Consider the following 19,226-nt stretch of genomic DNA (forward strand, 5'->3'; position numbering starts at 1 on the left):
TTCTTGTGTGCGCCGCGCTAGCGCTCTGACTCCAGATCGTACACCGGCAGATAGCCGCGATGGGCCAAATACTGGCAAAGGAGACCGTAGCCGGCTCCCGTACCGATGCAAAGCACGAGAGTTGGCCAAAAACCGAACCGGTTGGGCGCCATTGCGACCAGCACCCCAACTAGCGCCATGATCCCGGTTGAGGTAAACACAAAGGCTGTCGCTCCCGGCGGGATGGCCTGATCGCCGGCAAAGGCGGGTAGTTTGCGCTGGCGGAATGTATGCACGATCCCGCGACCAAATGCAATCACTAGCCAGCGAAAAGCCCCGGTGACGAAAACCAGCGGCAACGCGCCCAAGTCAAACCAGCGCAAGAGGTGAGAATCAGGCGTCAGCGCGCTGGTCAACACCAACCCGCTCATCGCGCCGCCAAAAAAGACGGCAGCCAGAAACGTGATGATAGCCGGTTGGCGCATAGAAAGGATAGAAAGGCTCTTTCCAGTCTTGTTGGAGGTATGGAGTGCGGCAGTTTGACTGCCGCACTCCATACTCAGAGCCGGAAACCGGCTGCACATCATATCATAAGGCAGACGCCCCTCACGCGCCTAACCGCAGCTCACCGCGCCGGCGCAGGCCGGCGGGGTTACGCACCACAATCTGGCCGCGCCCGCTGTTGATCAAGCCATCGTCGCTAAAGTCGGCCAAAATTCGGCTCACCACTTCGCGCGATGTGCCCAGTTCGGCGGCGATCTGCTGGTGGGTGGCGCTGATGGTCGGTGGATCGCCTTGGGCGTGGCGCAGCAAAAACTCGGCTAACCGCACATCAACCCGGCGGAAGGCGATCTCTTCCACAATTGCCATCACGGTAGCCAGCCGCTGCGAGAGCAATTTAAACACGTAGTCGCGCCATGGGCTGTAGCGATCGATCCAATCGCGGAAGGTAGTTTGCCCCACCACAAAAGCGGTGGCATCGTGCTCGATGGTGGCAATTGCCGGGAAGTTGCGCTGGCTGAGCACGCAACTGGTAGTGAGAATGCAGCTCTCGCCGCGGCCAAAGCGGTAGAGGGTGATTTCACGCCCGGTTTCGCCAATCTTAAACACGCGCACCTGACCGCCGGCCAGCACCGCAAATGCGCTACACGCATCCCCTTCGGCAAAGATGGTCGCTCCTGCCGGCAAGCGCAACAGCGTCGCCTGCGCCGTGAAATCACGCGCGATCACCGCCGTCGGATCGCGCAGAAAGGGTAATATCTCACTGGCGAGACGCAGTTCGTGTGCTTGGAGCATGCAGGTTAACGCTGAGACGCGAAGCTGTGGATCAGGGTCATTCACGATTCTCTAATATTGTAACATACTTATTGGTTGATCAACAACGTTTCTGCCTCTCTTCACCCTATCTCCCACGCTAGCGGGGAGGCGGGTCTACCGTTCAGACGCAAAGTGAGCAAAGGCGCAAAGACCTTCAGCGCAAAGGACGCAAAGGGTTGAAATTGGGGATGAGGAAGGTAGTGAGTATCCTTCATTCTCCCCATTCCCTATTCCCCACTCCCTATCTCCCGCGCCAACGGGCGAGAGGGGGTTTACCCTTTCTGCTCAAGCAGCGCCCCAATTCGCTCGGCCAGTTGGCGGAGCCGCACCGGCTTCGCCAGATAATCATCAGCGCCGGCGGCCAAACAACGTTCGCGGTCACCCGGCATCGCCAACGCCGTCAACACCAGAATCGGGAGGTTGCGGGTGGCTACGTCAGCGCGGAGATGGCGCATCACTTCGAGGCCATCCATCGTGCGCATCCGCACATCAAGCAGTACCAGACACGGCAGTTCGCCCTGCACGTAAGCTAACGCCTCTTCGCCCGACTCGACATGAACGACCCGGTAGCCGCAGCGCGTCAAGTACTGGGCAAAGAGCGATGCGCTGGCTACGTCGTCTTCAACCATCAGCAAGGGCCGATCACCGGCGCGCGGCGAGGCGGATGGCAAATCGGTCGGTACATCGGCTTCGTGCTCCTTCTGGCGCTCATCGGCAACCCATTCGAGCAAGCGCTGCTGCTCGTCCGGTTCCCACGGCAGCAGCACGTTGAACCGGCTGCCAACGCCGACTTCGCTTTCAAGGCTCACGCTGCCGCCGTGCAAGCGTGTTAGCTTCGAGACCAGCGCCAAACCGAGGCCGCTGCCGGTCACTTCTTGTTGGCGCTCGTGTTCTATCTGCCGGAACGGTTCAAACAAGCGCGCGGCATCTTCGGCGGCGATGCCAATCCCGGTATCCCAAACCGTAAAACGCACCGCACCTCGTTCCGGCTCTCCGCGCACCTCCAGCCCCACTTTGCCGCCGGAAGGAGAAAACTTGATCGCATTCGAGAGCAGATTGATCAAGATCTGGCGCAAGCGGCGCGCATCAGCCAAGATCACTTGCACCGAGGGATCCAGATCGTAGATCAGTTCGAGTTTGGCCCGCCGGGCCATATCGGCCACCATCGGACGCAGCGAATAGCAGACATCCTGCACCGATACGGGGCCGATATCTAATTCCAGCCGTCCAGCCTCGATTTTGGCAATATCGAGATAATCGTTAATCAACGACAGCAGATGCTGACCGCCTTGCTTGATGCCATTCATCGCACCCATTTGCTCATCGCTCAATGGGCCGACCAACTGCGCGCGCAGCACGTCAACGAGACCGAGGATTGCGGTGAGCGGCGTGCGCACCTCGTGGCTCATGCTGGCCAAAAACTCGTCTTTCAATTTGGTGACGCGCAGCAAGCCGGCGTTGATGCGAGCCAGCTCAACATTCTGGCGCTGGATGCGGTCTTTGAGCAATTGCAATTCGTTGCGACGTTGGGTAAGCAGCCGTTCTGAAACGCTACGGTGGGTTGTATCGGTAATGATCTGGATGAGGCCGGTAATTTTGCCCCGCTCATCCATCAGCGGTACCGTCAGTAGATCGAGATAGAGCACCGAACCATCGGGCAATGGACGGTTGATCAACGGCAGGCTCAGCCGGTCGCGATCGCCGCTGAGAATCTCGGCCAGCGCCTGCTCGTTGCCGAACAGTTCTGGCAGCAGCTCGATCAGGTGAACGCCGATCGGTGGTTCGCCACCGACGAGCGCTAATAGGCCGCCGGCTCCCTGAACGCGCAACTCTGGATCGACAATCAGGTAGGCACTGCCAGTTTCGATCAGCACCTGTTGTTCAACCGTCAAATTCATACTCGTCTACGCTCCGCTCCTGCTTAGATGTCAGATACCGCATTGTGTATGGAGTCTACCGGATAAAACGTGATCTCAGCGCTCATTATTGTAGTGTATCGTTGCCTATTTTGCAGGCTTGCCGTCTCGTCACGAGCCAGAGCAACAGTTATGGTCGCGGGAAGGGTGTCACGATTGCGGGCGGAATCGGACGCACCAAGCCTACCCACTGCGATGGCACCCATCCAATCAGTTGCACTGAACGTTGATCAATCCGCAAATCGACGCGCACCTGATACCAATCGCCAGATTGGGCTAAGACAACCACCGGCGCATTGCGCGGCGCGACAATCGGGCTACGCTCGCTAGCTTCATCAGGGAAGCTGTAGAGATAGACATTCCCCGTCATTACGCCATCGTAGGGAATAGGCGTAGCTGTCGGCGTCGGCGTGATGGTTGGCGTTGGGGTGGCCGTTGGCGTCGGGGTGGTGGTTGGGATGGCCGTTGGTGTCGGGGTAGCGGTTGGGGTGGCCGTTGGCGTCGGGGTAGCAGTTGGGGCGGCCGTTGGCGTTGGGGTGGCGGTTGGGGTGGCCGTTGGCGCAAACAAGGCCGCCATCCGCGCTTCCACGCTGATCACCCACCAGCCGCAGAAAAAGATCGGTGACAGCGCAATCAAAAGCAGCAAAGCGATAATAGCGCGCTGGACGAAGGAATTGGTCGGTTTGGGTTTGACCAATTGGACAGTCGCTAAGGGGATTTGTTGGCAAATTATCGCCTCAGCTTCGGTCACCAAACTATCATCATCGCCGGAAAACGCGCGGAGCCGGTCGTAGCGCCCTTCGTGGATCGCGACCAGCGTTTGACGCAACTGTTCGCGAAACCCGCTTGGTTCAACGCCGGTGATCACTGCTGCGAGGTATGCGGCGCTGCCGCTAGCAATCACAATCTGGTGCGACTCATAGCTAATCGCGCCAAGTTCATCGCCCTCGCCGAGTGCATCGCGGGCAAAATCGCGAATCGCCGTCAGCATCCCGCTCACTAAATCACGGTCGCTCGCCGGCGTGTCGGAAGCGGCAATATGGCAGATCAGCAACCCAGAATCGCGCTGGATCAGGAAGACTTCCTGCACCGAAAAGGGGAGCTGGCTGCGCAGTGCGTACTCGCCAGCCGAAACACCTTGCGCGCGCGCCTGCCAGTAGCCGGGATCGAGCATCAGCATAGGGCCGGTGCGGATACGGGTGTCAATCTGAGCGGCTAAATCGCGAATCGCTTCAGTGGCGGCGCGCGCGATCATCGCGCCAATCACCGGATAGAGCGCGTCAATAATATCTTCGCGCGCCTTGTAGACCTGCTGGCGAATGGCTTCGCCGATCGCTGGCGCCAGTGCACGGGCAATCTCGTCTTTCGACGTATGGATCTGCTCGGCCAAGATGTCAGCGATCACCGGACTGATCTTATCGACCAGCGCTTCCGGCTTCAACAACACACGCCGCAGCTCTTCGATCTCCCGATGCGTCTGCGGTTCGGTAGCCATAATCGCCTATTATTCATCCTTCGCCGAAGAGAGGCCTTCGAGCAAGCCAGCCACCGGACTGCCAGTTTCCAACCGGGTTGCGATTTCGATCAACATACTGGCCAACGCCTTGCGATCGGTCTTCTGATTATCGAGCCGGTCGGCGATGCGACGCAGCTCGGTGCGGAGCGTGTCTTCGGCGCTGCGCAATTCGCGGCGCAAGGTTTGGGTGCGCTGCTCAAGCAAATCGCGGGTCTCGGCTAGGTTCGCGCGGCCCGAACGAATCTCAAGGTCGTGGTGGCTCTGCACCCGCCGCAGCTCGCTCACCCCGTCGCCCAACCCGTTCAACGCCGCTTCGTGCTGGCGCACTTGCGCCGAAACCTGCTGCAAGATCGACTCACGCGCCCGCGCCCGCTCGACCTCGCGCCGTAGTTCGTCATTCAGCCGGCGCGTCTCGACATCAAGCGCATCAAACCGGCGCAGCATCGTCTTCTCAACCTCGCTCAGCCGGTCTTGCAGTTGGCGCACATCATCGTTGAGGTGTTCGATTTGGCGGCGCAGGTCGCTAAATGCGCGCGCATATTCCTCCATCTGCGGCCCGAAGATGATATCACGCAACCGATCGACTTCGGCTTGGCGCGGCTGGCGCGTGCTCGTGCCCAGAATAATCTGCCGAACCCGTTCGAGCTCTTCGGCCTCTTCAGGTGTGTTAATCCCATTTGCTTCATTCATCATATTCGCCCCTTTTGTTGTTTAATCCGGCGCCCCAAGATTTGGAATGCCTCGTGAACTCCCTCGCCGGTTCGCGCACTGGTGCAGAGCCACTCAGACGAGAGCGTTGTCGCTACTGCGGCAATCTCTTCGCCGGCAATGTGCCGTTGGGCGGTTAAATCGGCTTTGTTGGCTGCGATGACTAATGGTGTGTCGGGGCTGGCGCGGTGAAATGTGGCGGCATATTCACTCAATACTGGTAACGTGTCAGGGCGGGTCAAATCACAGACGAGCAGCGCTCCGGCTGAGCCGCGATAATAGTTCTGCACGATTTGATCGAACCGCTCGCCGCCGGTGGTGTCCCAAATGATCAGATCCATCTCAAGCTGTTCGACCTGTAGCGTGTGACGGCTGATCTTCACGCCCAATGTGCTCAGGTACCGCTCATCGAAAATGCCTTCGACAAAGCGGCGTATCAGGCTCGTCTTGCCAACGGAGAACTCGCCTAATAAACAGATTTTCGCAACGAGTCGATTCACGGTGTTTGCTGTTGGTGTAGACGGTACTAATCGATTTCCGCCTAGAAAGCATGACTGTAGTATATCATGACTCTCTTGCCGTATTGTAGCAATTGCGCGCGCTGCTCCCTTATTGCGGGTGACGTGGTTTTGATGGTGAGGATAATATCTCTTGGTGATTTGAATGCAGGAATGTTTGCATATTTGCAACTTGACACAGTCTGTATTTCGTTAAAAAGCGGTTGCTTTACTAAGAAATTAACTATACATCTATTGTTGATAAGACGGTTTTGTAATGAAAGACTGCTAAAATGGTTTGGATGTCTTAGATGAAAATCTTGTAGTATATCGCAATCTTATGAAAACACCATGTCTTGGTAATACATTCTACTAGTCTTCGTGGATTATGCGCGATGAAGCACAATGATCGTCTCGATATGCGGGGTTTGCGGGAAGAGATCGATCGGCTGCACCAGAATGAGATGATAACCAGTAGTCACTAATGGGGCCAGATCGCGCCCGATCAGGCCGGGATGGCACGAAATGTAGACGATCCGTTCCGGGGCATGGGCAATCACCGCCTCAATCAGGGCTGGATGACACCCGCGCCGCGGCGGGTCGAGGATCGCGGCTTGAAATGGGCCGGGCAGGTGTCCTACCACTCGCTCGGCAGCACCGGCAATACATTGCACATTTGTTATCTGATTAGCGGTGGCGCTCTGACGGCCATCCTCTACTGCTAGTTCGTAAGCTTCAACTGCCACAACTTCGTCGTAGTCATCTGCTAACGGCAAGGCAAAACTCCCCACGCCACTGTAGGCGTCGAGCAAGCGTCCGCCGTGCGGCGCTAACGCCGCGCGCACCACCTCGACCATGCGCTCGGCCTGTGCATGATTGACCTGAAAGAAGCTGCTGAGGCTGAGCCGGAAGACCACCCCGCTTAGTTCATCATAGATTGCATCAGCCCCCGCCAGCGGTTCGTCGCCAAGCGTGACACCGGCTAACACCGGCGTGACGGCCATCCACGCTGCGGCCAACCGGGCCAACGCGGTGCGATCAGCGCCGGGGGCGGGATCAATCCGCGCGGTGGCGTAGCCATACGTCGCGCTAGCCCGTAAGAGTACCTCATTGATGAGGCCGGCAAAGGGCAGTTGGCGCAACCCGGCCAGCGTCGCGCGCAGGGCCGGCAATAAGAGCGGATCATCGGCCCGATCAACCACCGTCTTGGCGCCGGCGGCGTGGTAGCCTAACGCTGCGCCAGCGGCGTGCAGGCGGGCGCTGTTGCGATAACCCCACGGCTGCGGCGCTGCAATCACCGGCTGGATCGGCACAGCAACGCCGGGCAGAAATTTACTGATCTGTTCGGCGACAATGGCCGCTTTATAGCGCACTTGGGCTGGATACGCAATGTGTTGCCATGGCACGTGATCGCCGGGGCTGATCAGCGGCGCCAACCGATCCGGTGCAGCGTGCAACACCTCGCTTACCGTTGCGCGCAGAAAGCGCGGATGGCGCTCGCGCACCAGCGCGCGCACCCGCTCTCCCGGTAACGCTCCGCTGACAAACACCACCAGCTCGCCGAGCCGGCCAACACCGTCGCCGCCTTGCGCGATGCTGTCAATGTCGAGTTCGATAACTTCATTCATACCTGCCCGCCGCGAATACCGCCAGCTCGGTGCCGGCTGAGGCGCGCGGGTATTATAGCCGATGCGGTGTTACTGTTGCAGGCCGGCTTTCACCGCTGCTTCTAGTTCAGCCAGATTCAGTCCGTACACTGCGTTGAGCATTTCTGGGACGATTTCGCTGCGGAAAGCGCCTAACCCGCTACCCATAACCGAGAAGAGCGGCAGCGCTTGCCGCAGCCGTTCGGCTGGGACGTGGGTAAATGAGCGATAAAAGTCCCAGAATCGCTCACTGCCGTAGGTGTCGATTAAATATTGGACGACTGCGGCGGAAAAGAGATATTCGGGGCCGGCGCTACCACCGATAAAGTCGAATTGACCGAGTTGATCGGCAGCCGTTAGTTGCGCAAGGCTGATCTGATCGGGCTCGCCTTCCCTGATGAGGTATTGGCGTAGCTCAGGCCGGTATTGGCCGGCGAAGTACATAGCTGTGCCTTCGATGAGCCAAGCCGGAGTAAACGGCATCGTCTCGCGGGCGAGCGCCAGATGAACCATTTCGTGCTTAATGGTGGCTTTCCGGCCAAAGGGGTTATCAACGGCATCGCGTTCAGTGAGGCTGTCCCCGTTAAGATAGAAGGCCCAACCCTGCGTTTGCACCCTCTCATCCAGCAGGAAGTAGTTCCAGATGGCTAACCCCAGTGTGCGTGCGCCTTGCCCGGTTTGCTCACGAAAATCATCCGGATCAACCATGACGTAGACGGCAAACCGTGAGTCAAGCCTGAGTCCGGCAGCTTGCAATTCGGCGTAGACCTGTGCGCATTCGGCGGCGACGGTATTGGCGAGATCGGCGGCGGCTGGCCGGTAGAAGATCAGGAAGTGTTCGCTCTCAGCGACCTGTACGTCATCAAGCCACCAGAAGGGCGCTGGACGGTCAACTGCGTATCTGCTCACCACCCAGCGGTCATCTTGCCGGCTGAACCAGTAGGTGAGGGTATGCTGGAAGACATTTTCCGCCGGCAACCCGCGCCAGCGGTATGAAATGTTGACCGTTACCAGCGGCTTCTCGCCGCGTTCCCATTCCGATTCCACAAAAAAGGTATTCGGCGCTAGCGCCAACCGGTAATCGGCCAGCGGCAGTTGCCGGCTCCGCTCGAAGATGGCTGCTTGCGCTGGTTGCACATCGCTCGCGAAGGTGTTCAGGTAGCCGGCCAGATCTCCCGCCATCACCGCCTGCGCCTGCCGGTTTAACAGCTTTTCCAACGTTTGCAGCGCCTGTTCCTCAACGGTTGGCGTTGCCATTGGCGGCGGCGCGCCGCCGGTGGCCGAGGTGACGGCGGTGCTCGCCAAGCCGCGTTCGTTGAAGGTGAGCGTGGCCGTGGTATAGCGTGGAAAAAAGAAGCGGATCTGCTCGATCGGTTGCGGTCGCGCGAACGCGATTTCGCCGCGATAGCGTTGCCCCGGCATGAGACCGCCGGCGGGGGTGATGCCGTCGCGCAACGAATCGCTCATTCGCAACGGTTTATAGACGACCCCCTCGGCGTCCAACATCCGGCTGTCATTACCATTCAGATCGCTGCTGATCCCTAGTGGCCGCCGGCCAGTATTGGCGAACGCAACGGCAAACACGATCTCCTCACTGGTGACCGTAATCCGCTCGATCTGCAAGCGCAGCGGAACAAGCGCCGCGTGGCTGCTGTACAACGCCACGTCGAGCGGGTATTCGCCATTGGGTACGGTGAGCTCCGCCGCAGATGCCAACCGATCGAGCATAAAGGTGATGGGCTCAAATGCCGGTGCTTGCAGGGTAAACGGCCCACCCGCAGTTGGAATGGGAAAGGTCACTTCACCTACGTTGGCTTGTCCGGGCAAATAGCCATCCTTGAGACTGAACTGTTCTAGATTGGCGCTCACGGCTGTTGGGTGATATTCGTTGCCGGCGCTATCAACGAGACGTAGTTCTTTGGCCGTTAGACCCATCCCAAGATAACGCGGTTCATCACCCATATTTTGCACGCCAAAGCGCAGCGATAGTCCGTTGTTGGCAAGGGTAGCCCGATAAAGAACCGCTTCAAAAGGCGAGGAACTCTTACTGCGCGCACGCTGATTGATCAAATAGGCGCCGGGTGCAGCGGTGACATTATTGGCTGCCGGCGGTTCCGTTGGCGCAGTCGCTGCGCTAGCAGTGGGTGGGTGGATAGGTGCGCTGGCGGATTGGTTTTCGTGGGGCGCTGGGCGGGTTGGTTGCTCAACGACCGGTGTCGAAGCGGAACATCCTGTCAGTACGATGGCGATTGCCAGCGGCAAAGCTAGCCGTGCAATCCTCGGTCGCAGCCATGTCATACTCCCTCCTATTTGGCTGAATGATGACTGGGCAACGATGGCCGGTTCGTTCAGAATGGAAAACTGTTGATAAGCGTCTTGCCGGTGACTTTGGGGTTGGTTGCGAGTGGGATGTGTAAAGTGTGATTGTAGAGTTTGTGATCCCTTTTTGTATTTGAATAGCAATAAAAATATATCATTATCTAGAAAAATAATCAAGAGGTTGTGGTTAAATTTTATGTATAAGATGTTGATGTTTTGAATGTATCAAGCCCTACGTTGTTCCTCCAATCTAGCCATGATTGTGTGATCATTGCTTCTCCGGCACGGCTCGTTAACCCCTATCCAGCGACGTGTCAGCTATAATGCTGCTAGCGTACTCTAACCAACCGTATCCAAAGGTGTTGTATGCGTTCATCATCGCTTCTGAAACGGGCCCTCTTCAGCCTCGTGATCGCGCTGAGTGTGTTTATCGCCGGATGCACCCAACCTGCCACTGTATCACCTACCCCAGCCGCCACGGCTGTGCAACCGTCGCCGCTCCGTCCGCCTACTGCTACTCCGGTCGCCGGTCTCGCGAATCCTGCCTCAACCTACTGTATTGAGCAGGGTGGCCAGCTTGAGATTCAATCTACCGAGGGCGGCCAGATTGGGGTGTGCCGGTTTAGCGATGAAACCGTGTGCGAAGAGTGGGCCTTCTTCCGTAGTGAGTGCCGGCCCGGCGAGCGGTATGATCTGCCGCAGGCCGCTCCTACCGAAGCCGCCGCCGATCCGCTGCGCGAGGTGTTTGCGGCGATGCGGGCATCATTGCCGGCGAACGCTTTTGCACAGTTCGCGGCGCAGCCGTTGCGCACCACCGATGGTCGCCGCCTGTGGGTGATATACAGCAGCGGGATGCGTAATTTTGACCTGAACCCGCTCGTCCCGCATGTGATCGCGCTCTCCGAGGAGTCCGGCGAAAGCTGGCGCGAACTCGACCGCGCGACGCTCGCCAATCCCGATGCCGAAATCGATTATCTCGGCGATGTGCAGCAGGTCACGATTGTCCCCGGCGAGATGTGGATTCAGATCGAGGGCGGGATGGGGGCGCATAGCGGTGGTTATTATCTGTTTCGCTTCGTCGGTCAAGCGTTGCAGCTCGCATTGGTCGCCTCTTCGCCGAGCCCCGGCGTGGGCCGGATCGAAGACTTGAACGGCGATGGTGTGAATGAAGTGGTGCTGGATCGCTCCGATCCCTACGTCTTTTGCTATGCCTGTGGCGTGCATTACCCCTTTTATCAGGTCTACACATGGCAAAACGACAAGCTGGTTGCGCTAGCGATTAGCGACCTCACTACCGATCAGAATGCACCGTTTGCTGATCTCAACCAGCAGGCGGTCGCGTGTGCCCAAGCCGGTCTGTGGGCAGAGGCGTTGGCTGCGATTAACGCAGCAGTGGCGCAGGCTGGCGCAGCCGATCTGCCAACCGCAGCCGGCTCGCTGCGCTGGAACCAGCGCCTGATCCAGTTGATCTACGATGCGCAGCGCGACGCAATGGCAACCAGCGCCTATCCGTTGATCAACCATGTCTTCTATGGCGATTATGCCGGTGCGGTTGATCTGATGCGCAGCTATGCGCCAAGCGATATTTTCAATCTTGCATCGCCGTTGATCACCGGTACGGTGGCTGATGGCTGGCAGTTAGAACTGAGCACGTATCTGCGCAGCGAAACGGAACGGGCGTTGGCGGTGTCGCCTGACTGGGCCGCGATCTATTTCATCCAAGCTTGGGGCAGGTTTTTGGCCGATCCGGCTGACCCGGCGATCGGTGATGATCTGAAGCGGGCAGCGGCATTGGCCCCCGCCGATCGTCTCTTTGCTGAAACCGCAGCGTGGTGGGCAGCGCGCTAAAGCAAACACCACCGGCGCTTGCGCCGGTGGTGTAATGGTGGGCCCCGTGGGACTCGAACCCACAACCGATTGATTAAGAGTCAACTGCTCTGCCAATTGAGCTAGAGGCCCGCTGAAAATATACAACAACCCGTTCAACTTGTCAACTTGTCGTAACCGGCGAGGTTTTGTACAATGCGAGAGGTGTCTATGACAGGTTCGCTGCATTGCTATGCCGAGTAATCGCTACTATCAAGAATACGGCCCTATCTACCGCCGGCGGGCGGCGCAACGCGAGCCGCTTCCCGGTGATGAGCTGCCTCCCGATGAGCCGCGCCGGCCACGGACGCGCCGGCCCCTGCGCCGGCGCCGCCGGCGTGCACCGGTATGGGTGTGGCTAGCATTTGTGTTGCTCTTAGTCGTAGCTGCGCCGGTGGGCGCTGTCTATGCGGTTGATCTGGTCTATCCCAATACGATCGTGCCCGGCGTTTCGCTCAACGGCGAGCCGATCGGCGGGCGCAGCCGCGCCGATCTGATCATCGAACTGCGCCAGCGCTACCGCGCCTTTGAACAGCAACCGGTCACACTCACCTTCCGCGATCGAGTCTGGCAGCCAACGTTGCCGGAGTTAGGGATAGCGTTCGATGTCGAACGGCTGGTGAACGACGCCTTCGCTTTGGGCCGCAGCGGCGATCCCTTGACCCGCGCCCGCGATCTGTGGCTGCTCTGGCGCGAGGGAATCGACCTCAGGCCACGATTGGCGGTTGATCTCGGCCAAACGCAGCGGTACCTGCTCGGCATTGCGCCCCAGATTGAGCAACTGCCGGCTGACGCGGTGCTCAGTTTGGCCGATGCGCGCGTGATCGGCCAACCCAGCCACCCCGGTACGCAATTGTTAGTCGATGCCACGGCTAACGATGTGTTGCTGGCCGTGCAACAACTCCGCCCGCAGACGGTGCTGGTGCGCACCCGCCAGCTCGCGCCGCTGATCGACGATACCGATCTGGTGGTGGCCCAACAGATGGCGGTACAGTTGCTGCGCAGCCCGATCGAACTGGTTGGCGAGGATCAGCGGATCGTGTGGCCGCCTGAACGGTTGGCCGAACTGTTGCAGGTGAAGCCGGTTGATGGTCAGTTAGTTATTCAACCCGATACCGAGCGGCTCACGCGCGCTGTCGAGGGTCTGGCGCAGAGCATTGATACTGGTACCGCCGAACCGCGCCTGCGCTTCAGCGATGGCCGGGTGCGGATTGTCGCCGAGGGCCAGCCGGGCCGGCGCTTGCGGCAGGCCGAGGCCGTCACCGCTATCGCTGAGCTGCTGATGCAACCCGACCCGATCACCCGCACCCTCGCGTTGCCGGTTGACCGGATCGAGCCGCAGATCACGGCTGCCACCCTCGATAGTCTCGGCATCGTCGAATTGGTTGCCGAAGGGCGCAGCAGCTTCGTTGGTTCGGCGCCATACCGCATCACCAACATTCGCGCCGGAGCCGCCCGTATGAACGGCGTCCTCATCGCTCCCGGCGAAGAGTTTTCGTTCAACCGCCAACTCGGCGAGGTCAACGCCGAAAATGGCTTCGTTGAGGGCTATGCCATCATTGGCAACCGCACCCAGCTCGAATGGGGCGGCGGCGTCTGCCAAGTCAGCACCACCGTCTTCCGCGCTGCCTTCTGGGCCGGCCTGCCCATTACCGAACGGCATGCCCACTCGTTTTACATCAGTTGGTACGACCGGTTTGGCCTTGGCCCCAACGGTGACGGTCAAGGGCTAGACGCCGCCATCTTCACCGGCGTGCAAGACCTGAAGTTCGTCAACGACACTGGGCGCTGGCTGTTGATGCAAACCAGCATTGACGAACAAGCGCACGTGTTGGTGGTGCAACTGTACGGTACCCGCCCCAACCGTGATGTGCGCATCGAAGGGCCAATCATCGCCAACGAAGTGCGCGCGCCGAGCCAGCCGGTCTACGTCGATGACCCCACCTTGCCGCGTGGCACCCTGCGTCAAACCGACGTTGCCCGCAACGGGCGTGACATCTCGATCTACCGCATCATCACCGGCGCCAACGGTCAAGAACGGCGCGAACTCTTTTTCACCCGCTTCCGGCCATGGCCGAATATCTTCGTCCGCGGGACAGGGTGAGGTGGAAGTGCTCACTAGCCGGCTGAGGGGTGTGGTACAAGTGATACGTCTTATTGACAAACAAATGTTCTCCATGTTAATAATTAGGTAGAGTGCTCTAACGAGGCCGTCGATGATCGATCCACACGCATACGCACCCGTTCAAGACCGTAAGTATGTTCGCATTGGCGACGCAGTTGTCTCCCATGCCGATTGCTTCACGTGGATGCGCGCCGCACCTGCCGAAAGCGTCCATGCAATTGTGACCGATCCACCTTATGGCGTACGCGAATTTGATCCGGATCAATTGGCTAAACGGGAACGCGGTCAGGAAGGGGTTTGGCGCATCCCACCATCGTTTGACGGCCATACCCGCGCACCGTTGCCGCGATTTACTGCACTGACCGAGGATGATCGCCGGCGACTGGCTGCTTATTGTACCGAGTGGGGCCAACTTGCACTCAGGCTGCTACACCCCGGCGGACATCTCTTTATTGCCGCAAATGCGTTACTAGCGCAATAATCACTGCCAACGACTGATTATTGTGCCATCGCCCTACCTTCAAATTCCTCTCGCCGCCTTGTCATTGTAGCGCGGATTACAAAATACGTTTGCTCGCAAGCATGATCGTGATCGATGCGAACGCAATCGCCGCACCCCGGTTGTCCTGGCGAGCGGAGCGACGCACTCCCCCACGAGCACGGGAGCGGCTTCTTGCCGCTGAAGGGGGAGATTGCTTCGGTCGGGCGCCACCTAGCGCTGCTGGGTGCCGCCACTCCCTCGCAATGACAGCCGCTCCTCGTTTGTCACAGTGGCAATTCCATGCCAATTCGTGGCCAAACTCATTAGCTAACATGCTATACTACCAATATTCAAAGGAAAACAAGAATGGCAGCTATCCGCCTGATTCCAACCTTACGCCGGCAAGGCCACCCGCTGGCTGATCCACTGGCCCAACAGCAGATGCTGGCCAACGTGCCGGCGCTGCCGTTCGCGGACACGTTGGCCGCGTATGGGCTAGGGCCGTTGCGCGCTGGGCCGCGGGTGGAGGTGTTGCAGATTAATGTCGGGCGGCGCTGTAACCAGACCTGCCGCCATTGCCACGTTGATGCTGGCCCCGATCGCACCGAGGTCATGCCGCCAGAGATCGTCGCTGCTTGTCTTGATTTGCTCGCCCGCTGGCAGACTCCGGTGCTCGATATTACCGGCGGCGCGCCAGAGATGCACCCCGCCTTCGCCGAGATTGTGCGGCGGGCGCGCGCCTTGGGTTGCCACGTGATCGATCGCTGTAACCTGACGATTGCCCAGTTGCCTAACTATCGCTACTTGCCCCGCTTTTTCGCCGAACAGCAGGTTGAGATCATCGCCTCGTTGCCCGCTCCCGATCCCGCCGGTACCGATGGCCAACGTGGCGCTGGCGTCTTTGACCCGTCACTCGCCACCCTGCGCGAATTGAATGCGTTGGGCTATGGTCATCCCGGTAGTGGCTTGGTGCTCAATGTGATCGCTAATCCGACCGAGCCGCATCTGCCTGAACCCCAAGAGACCCTTGAAGCGCGCTGGCGTACCGTGCTGGCCGAGCAGTATGGAATTGCGTTCAACCAGCTCTATACCTTGACCAATATGCCGATCAGCCGCTATCTGGCCTATCTGCACGAGAGCGGCCAGCTCGATGACTATATCCAGTTGCTGGTGCAGTCGTTCAATCCGGCGACGGTGGCTGGGTTGATGTGTCGCACCACGCTTTCGGTTGGGTGGGATGGCCGGCTTTACGATTGCGATTTCAACCAGATGCTCGATCTGGCGCTGCCGCAAACGATTGTAGATGTGAGGCTGACTGATCTGATCGATCGCGATATTCGCACTGCTGCCCATTGTTACGCATGCACCGCCGCCGCCGGTTCCACCTGAACAGGGGCGATCGGCGTGCCGTGAGCGCGCTGCCCGTCCTCGTGATGATGGCCCGCCGTCCCGAAGCGGGCCGGGTCAAGACGCGCCTTTGCCCGCCGTTAACTCCGGCGCAGGCCGCGGCGCTCTATGCCGCGTTTCTGCGTGATCTGGTCGAGCTGGTGCGCGCGGCGCCCGGTGTGCAGCCACTGATCGCTTATGCGCCGGCTGATGCGGGTGATTATTTCGCGGCGCTGGCCCCTGCTAGCGCCCGCCGTCCGCAAACCGGCGCCGATCTCGGCGAGCGATTGGCTGCGGTGACCAATGCGGTGCTGGGTGAAGGCGCGCCGGCAGTGCTAGTGATCGGCAGCGACAGCCCTAGCTTGCCGCCGGCCCATATCACCCAAGCCGTCGCTGCGCTGGCCAGCGGCGCTGATCTGGTATTGGGTCCGGCGGAAGATGGCGGCTACTATTTGGTCGGGTTGCGCCGGCCCGCCCCAGCCTTGTTCACCGAAGTACCTATGAGTACCCCCACCGTACTGCGCGATACGCTCGCCGTCGCCGAGCGATTGGGTCTGCGCACGGCCCTCATCGATCCGTGGTACGACATTGACACCATCGCCGATCTGCGCCGGTTGCGCGCCGATCCGGCCCCGCTGCGCCATACCCGGCCCGTGTTGGCAGCGGTGCTGGCCCACGAGTAGCGCCGCTCGCACCCTGGGGTCGAGTCTGCCGTCAGGTCGCCGGATTGCAACGGCGGGCTTGCAGTGGATCGGCTAAGATGGGGTTAGGGCCGCTTGCTGTCGCGATTGGCAGGGGTGCCGCCAATTCAGTTCCTTCCCGCTCCTCGTCAACGCTGCCTCGCTGCGCTAGCCAGTTCTGAATAAGGGAGGGCGTATGGCTGCTACGGTGGACGTGCCCCCGATGCCGGTACAGCCGGCTGAACCATCTTGTTGGTCAACATGACCATCTTTAGCGCCCCGTTTCAGAGCCTCCTCTTTCCCGTTCCTGCCGGTACGCCATGGTACGACCGCGTGGCGTTGTGGTTGATCCACTTTTTGGGTGAAGGTAAATTCTATGCGCTTTTTTCTATGCTCTTCGGGATGGGGATGGTGCTGCAAATGGAGCGGATCGAAGACCGGGGCGGGCATTTTGTAGGGTTGTATGCCCGCCGTCTGTTGATCTTGCTGGTGATTGGCATCATCCATGCGTTTTTGATTTGGCCCGGCGACATTCTCATCCCCCTTGCTGATCGCGACCATCGGGCACGGCATTGGCGCGCCGCTGCTGATGCTCGCCTATGTCGCAGCCATCTGCTTGTTGGCGTTGCAGCCAGCGTGGGGACAACGGTTACACGTGCTCGCGCGCTAGGCCAGATGGCGCTCTCGAACTATTTGCTGCAATCTATCATCTGCATCGCGATCTTCTACGGTTACAGCTTGGCGCTCTTTGGCAAAGTTGGCACAGCCGCCGGCATCGCGCTCACCATAGTGATCTACGCGCTCCAAATCCCCATCAGCCACTGGTGGCTGCGGCGATTCCGGTACGGGCCGGTGGAATGGCTCTGGCGTTCGGGTACGTATCTCAAGCGGCAACCGCTCCGGCGGGGTTAAGCTGTTCTTGCTGGCGCTACCGATACGTCACCATCACGCGAACGCTAGACATTGAACCGCACCCGCGGCACGGGCCGGTTCCACTCCGAGATGCGCTCGCCAATTACTACGCCACCCATACGGAGGTAGAAACCGAGCGCATTGGGATCAGCGTCCAGCTCGATCTGCGTGCTGCCGCGCTCGCGGCATATAGCGATGGCGTAGCGCAAGAGTAGCCTACCAACGCCGTACCCAATCCATGCCGGTGTCACCCATAGGTCTTCAAGAACGGCTGGCGTCTGCTCGACCAACAGCCGGCCCCAGCCGATCAGGGTTGTTTCCGACCGGGCCACAAACACCACGTCACGCTCGATCGCCGCTGCGGTGATGATCGGCGTCGCCGCCCATGCCTCGATGAGATGGCTGGGATAGCCCCAATGGCTCTTGGCTGCAATCGCGATCTGTTGCAACGTAGTGGCTTCGGCGGGTTGGGCGCGGGTGATGGTGATCGGTGGCATAGCGATCCTTTTGTTACGATGATTGATTTGTCAAAAGTCTTGAAAACGGCGATAATGAGGTGGCGAAACCGGCGTGGCCGGCGGCAGGGCAACTGCCGCACGCCATAACGACCAGACATTATACTGCACAGGTGTCTATGCCAACCGAATCTAGCCAACCCGGCCCGCGCATGGGCGAATTTGTGGCTATGATGGCGCTGATGACCTCGCTGGTGGCGCTGTCGATCGATGTGATGCTGCCGGCGCTGGCCCAGATCGGCGCCGATCTCGGCGTCCAGCACGAGAATGCCAACCAGTTGGTGGTGACGATGGTCTTTTTGGGGTTGGCGATCGGCCAACTGCTCTACGGGCCACTCTCGGATAGCATCGGGCGCAAGCCGGCCATCTACCTCGGGTTTGCTCTCTTTTTTGCCGGGTCGCTGCTCGCGATTGTGGCCGTTAACTTTCCGATGATGCTGGCCGGACGGTTGCTGCAAGGGTTGGGGGTGGCCGGGCCGCGCGGCGTGTCGATGGCGTTGATCCGCGATCGGTTTGCCGGGAGGGCGATGGCGCGGGTGATGTCGTTTATCATGGCCGTGTTTATCATTGTGCCGATTGTTGCGCCGGCGCTGGGGCAGGCGATTTTGCTCGTGGTGGCGTGGCGGGCGATCTTTATCGTCCTGTTACTGTTGGGGATGGTGGCGTTGATCTGGTTCGGGTTGCGCCAACCCGAAACCCTGCCCGTCAGACGGCGCGCGCCATTGTCAGTAACGCGCATTGGGCTTGCCTTCCGCGAAGTGCTCAGCCACCGCATTGCCCTCGGCTATACACTCATGGCCGGCGTGGTAGCCGCCGTCTTGCAGAGCTATCTCAGCTCGGCGCAACAGATCTTTCAGCTTCAATATGGGCTCGGCCCGCTCTTCCCGTTATTTTTCGCGATCAATGCGCTCGCCATTGGGTTCGCTTCATTCACCAATGGCTGGCTGGTCATGCGTTATGGTATGCGACCGTTGTTGAACATCGCGCTGCTGGTCTTTGTGGGGGTGACGCTCGTCTTCGTGGGGGTGGCGCTGGCGACCGGCGGCCAGCCGCCGTTGTGGTTCTTGATGGCCTACTTCGTGCCGTGCTTCTTCTGCCTTGGCATTCTCTTTGGCAATATGAACGCAATGGCGATGGAGCCGCTCGGCCATGTTGCCGGCATTGGTTCGGCGATGGTTGGCTCGCTCTCAACCTTTGTCGCCATTCCGCTTGGCGCGATCATTGGGCAGGCCTACAACGGCACCGTGACGCCGCTGGCGATCGGTTTTGCCGCGCTGGCACTCGGCGCGTTGGGGTTGATGCGCTGGGCCGAGCGCGGGCAGATGGCGGCTGCACCTGATACTGAACCGGTGGTGTGAGCAGT

General features: G+C 59.6%; 16 protein-coding genes and 1 tRNA gene. 7 read left to right on the forward strand and 10 right to left on the reverse strand.

The window, feature by feature from the left end; all coding sequences use genetic code 11:
- Positions 1 to 17 precede the first annotated feature (17 nt).
- The 8 genes from U9R61_RS17565 to U9R61_RS17600 all read right to left on the reverse strand — a co-directional run bounded on the left by U9R61_RS17565 (position 18) and on the right by U9R61_RS17600 (position 9,877).
- Positions 18 to 464: a hypothetical protein gene (locus tag U9R61_RS17565; protein WP_322490111.1), complete on the reverse strand. Its 447-nt coding sequence runs from the start codon at positions 462 to 464 to the stop codon at positions 18 to 20.
- Between the two features lie 121 nt (positions 465 to 585).
- On the reverse strand, positions 586 to 1,275 hold the full coding sequence (locus U9R61_RS17570) for a Crp/Fnr family transcriptional regulator (RefSeq protein WP_322490112.1): 690 nt from the start codon (positions 1,273 to 1,275) through the stop codon (positions 586 to 588).
- Between the two features lie 293 nt (positions 1,276 to 1,568).
- Positions 1,569 to 3,194: a hybrid sensor histidine kinase/response regulator gene (locus tag U9R61_RS17575; protein ID WP_322490113.1), complete on the reverse strand. Its 1,626-nt coding sequence runs from the start codon at positions 3,192 to 3,194 to the stop codon at positions 1,569 to 1,571.
- A gap of 148 nt (positions 3,195 to 3,342) precedes the next feature.
- On the reverse strand, positions 3,343 to 4,707 hold the full coding sequence (locus U9R61_RS17580; RefSeq protein ID WP_322490114.1) for an SH3 domain-containing protein: 1,365 nt from the start codon (positions 4,705 to 4,707) through the stop codon (positions 3,343 to 3,345).
- 9 nt (positions 4,708 to 4,716) lie between these two features.
- Entirely contained in the window at positions 4,717 to 5,421 is a 705-nt protein-coding gene (locus U9R61_RS17585; protein WP_322490115.1) for a hypothetical protein, read from the reverse strand.
- The gene (locus U9R61_RS17590; RefSeq protein WP_322490116.1) at positions 5,418 to 5,936 is read right to left on the reverse strand and encodes a Rab family GTPase; all 519 of its coding nucleotides are present in this window, start codon (positions 5,934 to 5,936) and stop codon (positions 5,418 to 5,420) included. The genes U9R61_RS17585 and U9R61_RS17590 overlap by 4 nt, the downstream gene beginning before the upstream one ends.
- A 383-nt stretch (positions 5,937 to 6,319) precedes the next feature.
- Complete coding sequence (locus U9R61_RS17595; protein ID WP_322490117.1) at positions 6,320 to 7,561, reverse strand: class I SAM-dependent RNA methyltransferase; 1,242 nt, start codon at positions 7,559 to 7,561, stop codon at positions 6,320 to 6,322.
- A 69-nt stretch (positions 7,562 to 7,630) separates the two neighbouring features.
- A complete protein-coding gene (locus U9R61_RS17600; protein WP_322490118.1) occupies positions 7,631 to 9,877 on the reverse strand; it encodes a hypothetical protein in 2,247 nt (748 codons plus the stop codon).
- A gap of 387 nt (positions 9,878 to 10,264) precedes the next feature.
- Here U9R61_RS17600 and U9R61_RS17605 point away from each other — a divergent pair, with 387 nt between their 5' ends.
- Positions 10,265 to 11,746, forward strand: coding sequence for a DUF333 domain-containing protein (locus tag U9R61_RS17605; protein ID WP_322490119.1), 1,482 nt, complete (start codon positions 10,265 to 10,267; stop codon positions 11,744 to 11,746).
- Between the two features lie 35 nt (positions 11,747 to 11,781).
- Here U9R61_RS17605 and U9R61_RS17610 read toward each other — a convergent pair.
- Positions 11,782 to 11,857, reverse strand: a tRNA-Lys gene (locus U9R61_RS17610).
- A gap of 100 nt (positions 11,858 to 11,957) precedes the next feature.
- Between U9R61_RS17610 and U9R61_RS17615 the strand changes: the two genes are divergently transcribed.
- The 5 genes from U9R61_RS17615 to U9R61_RS17635 all read left to right on the forward strand — a co-directional run bounded on the left by U9R61_RS17615 (position 11,958) and on the right by U9R61_RS17635 (position 17,348).
- The gene (locus U9R61_RS17615) at positions 11,958 to 13,868 is read left to right on the forward strand and encodes a VanW family protein (RefSeq protein WP_322490120.1); all 1,911 of its coding nucleotides are present in this window, start codon (positions 11,958 to 11,960) and stop codon (positions 13,866 to 13,868) included.
- Positions 13,869 to 13,980: 112 nt separating this feature from the next.
- A complete protein-coding gene (locus tag U9R61_RS17620) occupies positions 13,981 to 14,370 on the forward strand; it encodes a hypothetical protein (RefSeq protein ID WP_322490121.1) in 390 nt (129 codons plus the stop codon).
- 366 nt (positions 14,371 to 14,736) lie between these two features.
- The gene (gene arsS / locus U9R61_RS17625; protein WP_322490122.1) at positions 14,737 to 15,759 is read left to right on the forward strand and encodes an arsenosugar biosynthesis radical SAM (seleno)protein ArsS; all 1,023 of its coding nucleotides are present in this window, start codon (positions 14,737 to 14,739) and stop codon (positions 15,757 to 15,759) included.
- 20 nt (positions 15,760 to 15,779) lie between these two features.
- Positions 15,780 to 16,439 carry a TIGR04282 family arsenosugar biosynthesis glycosyltransferase gene (locus tag U9R61_RS17630; RefSeq protein WP_322490123.1) on the forward strand — a complete coding sequence of 220 codons (660 nt, stop codon included), beginning with the start codon at positions 15,780 to 15,782 and terminating at the stop codon, positions 16,437 to 16,439.
- Positions 16,440 to 16,697: 258 nt separating this feature from the next.
- Positions 16,698 to 17,348, forward strand: a complete 651-nt coding sequence (locus tag U9R61_RS17635) for a DUF418 domain-containing protein (protein WP_322490124.1) — start codon at positions 16,698 to 16,700, stop codon at positions 17,346 to 17,348.
- Between the two features lie 44 nt (positions 17,349 to 17,392).
- On the opposite strand, the gene U9R61_RS17640 is transcribed toward U9R61_RS17635, so the two are convergent.
- Positions 17,393 to 17,845, reverse strand: a complete 453-nt coding sequence (locus U9R61_RS17640; RefSeq protein ID WP_322490125.1) for a GNAT family N-acetyltransferase — start codon at positions 17,843 to 17,845, stop codon at positions 17,393 to 17,395.
- 137 nt (positions 17,846 to 17,982) lie between these two features.
- Between U9R61_RS17640 and U9R61_RS17645 the strand changes: the two genes are divergently transcribed.
- The gene (locus U9R61_RS17645; RefSeq protein ID WP_322490126.1) at positions 17,983 to 19,221 is read left to right on the forward strand and encodes a multidrug effflux MFS transporter; all 1,239 of its coding nucleotides are present in this window, start codon (positions 17,983 to 17,985) and stop codon (positions 19,219 to 19,221) included.
- Positions 19,222 to 19,226 lie beyond the last annotated feature (5 nt).

It is taken from the genome of Chloroflexus sp. (genome assembly GCF_034431535.1).
GTDB lineage: Bacteria > Chloroflexota > Chloroflexia > Chloroflexales > Chloroflexaceae > Chloroflexus.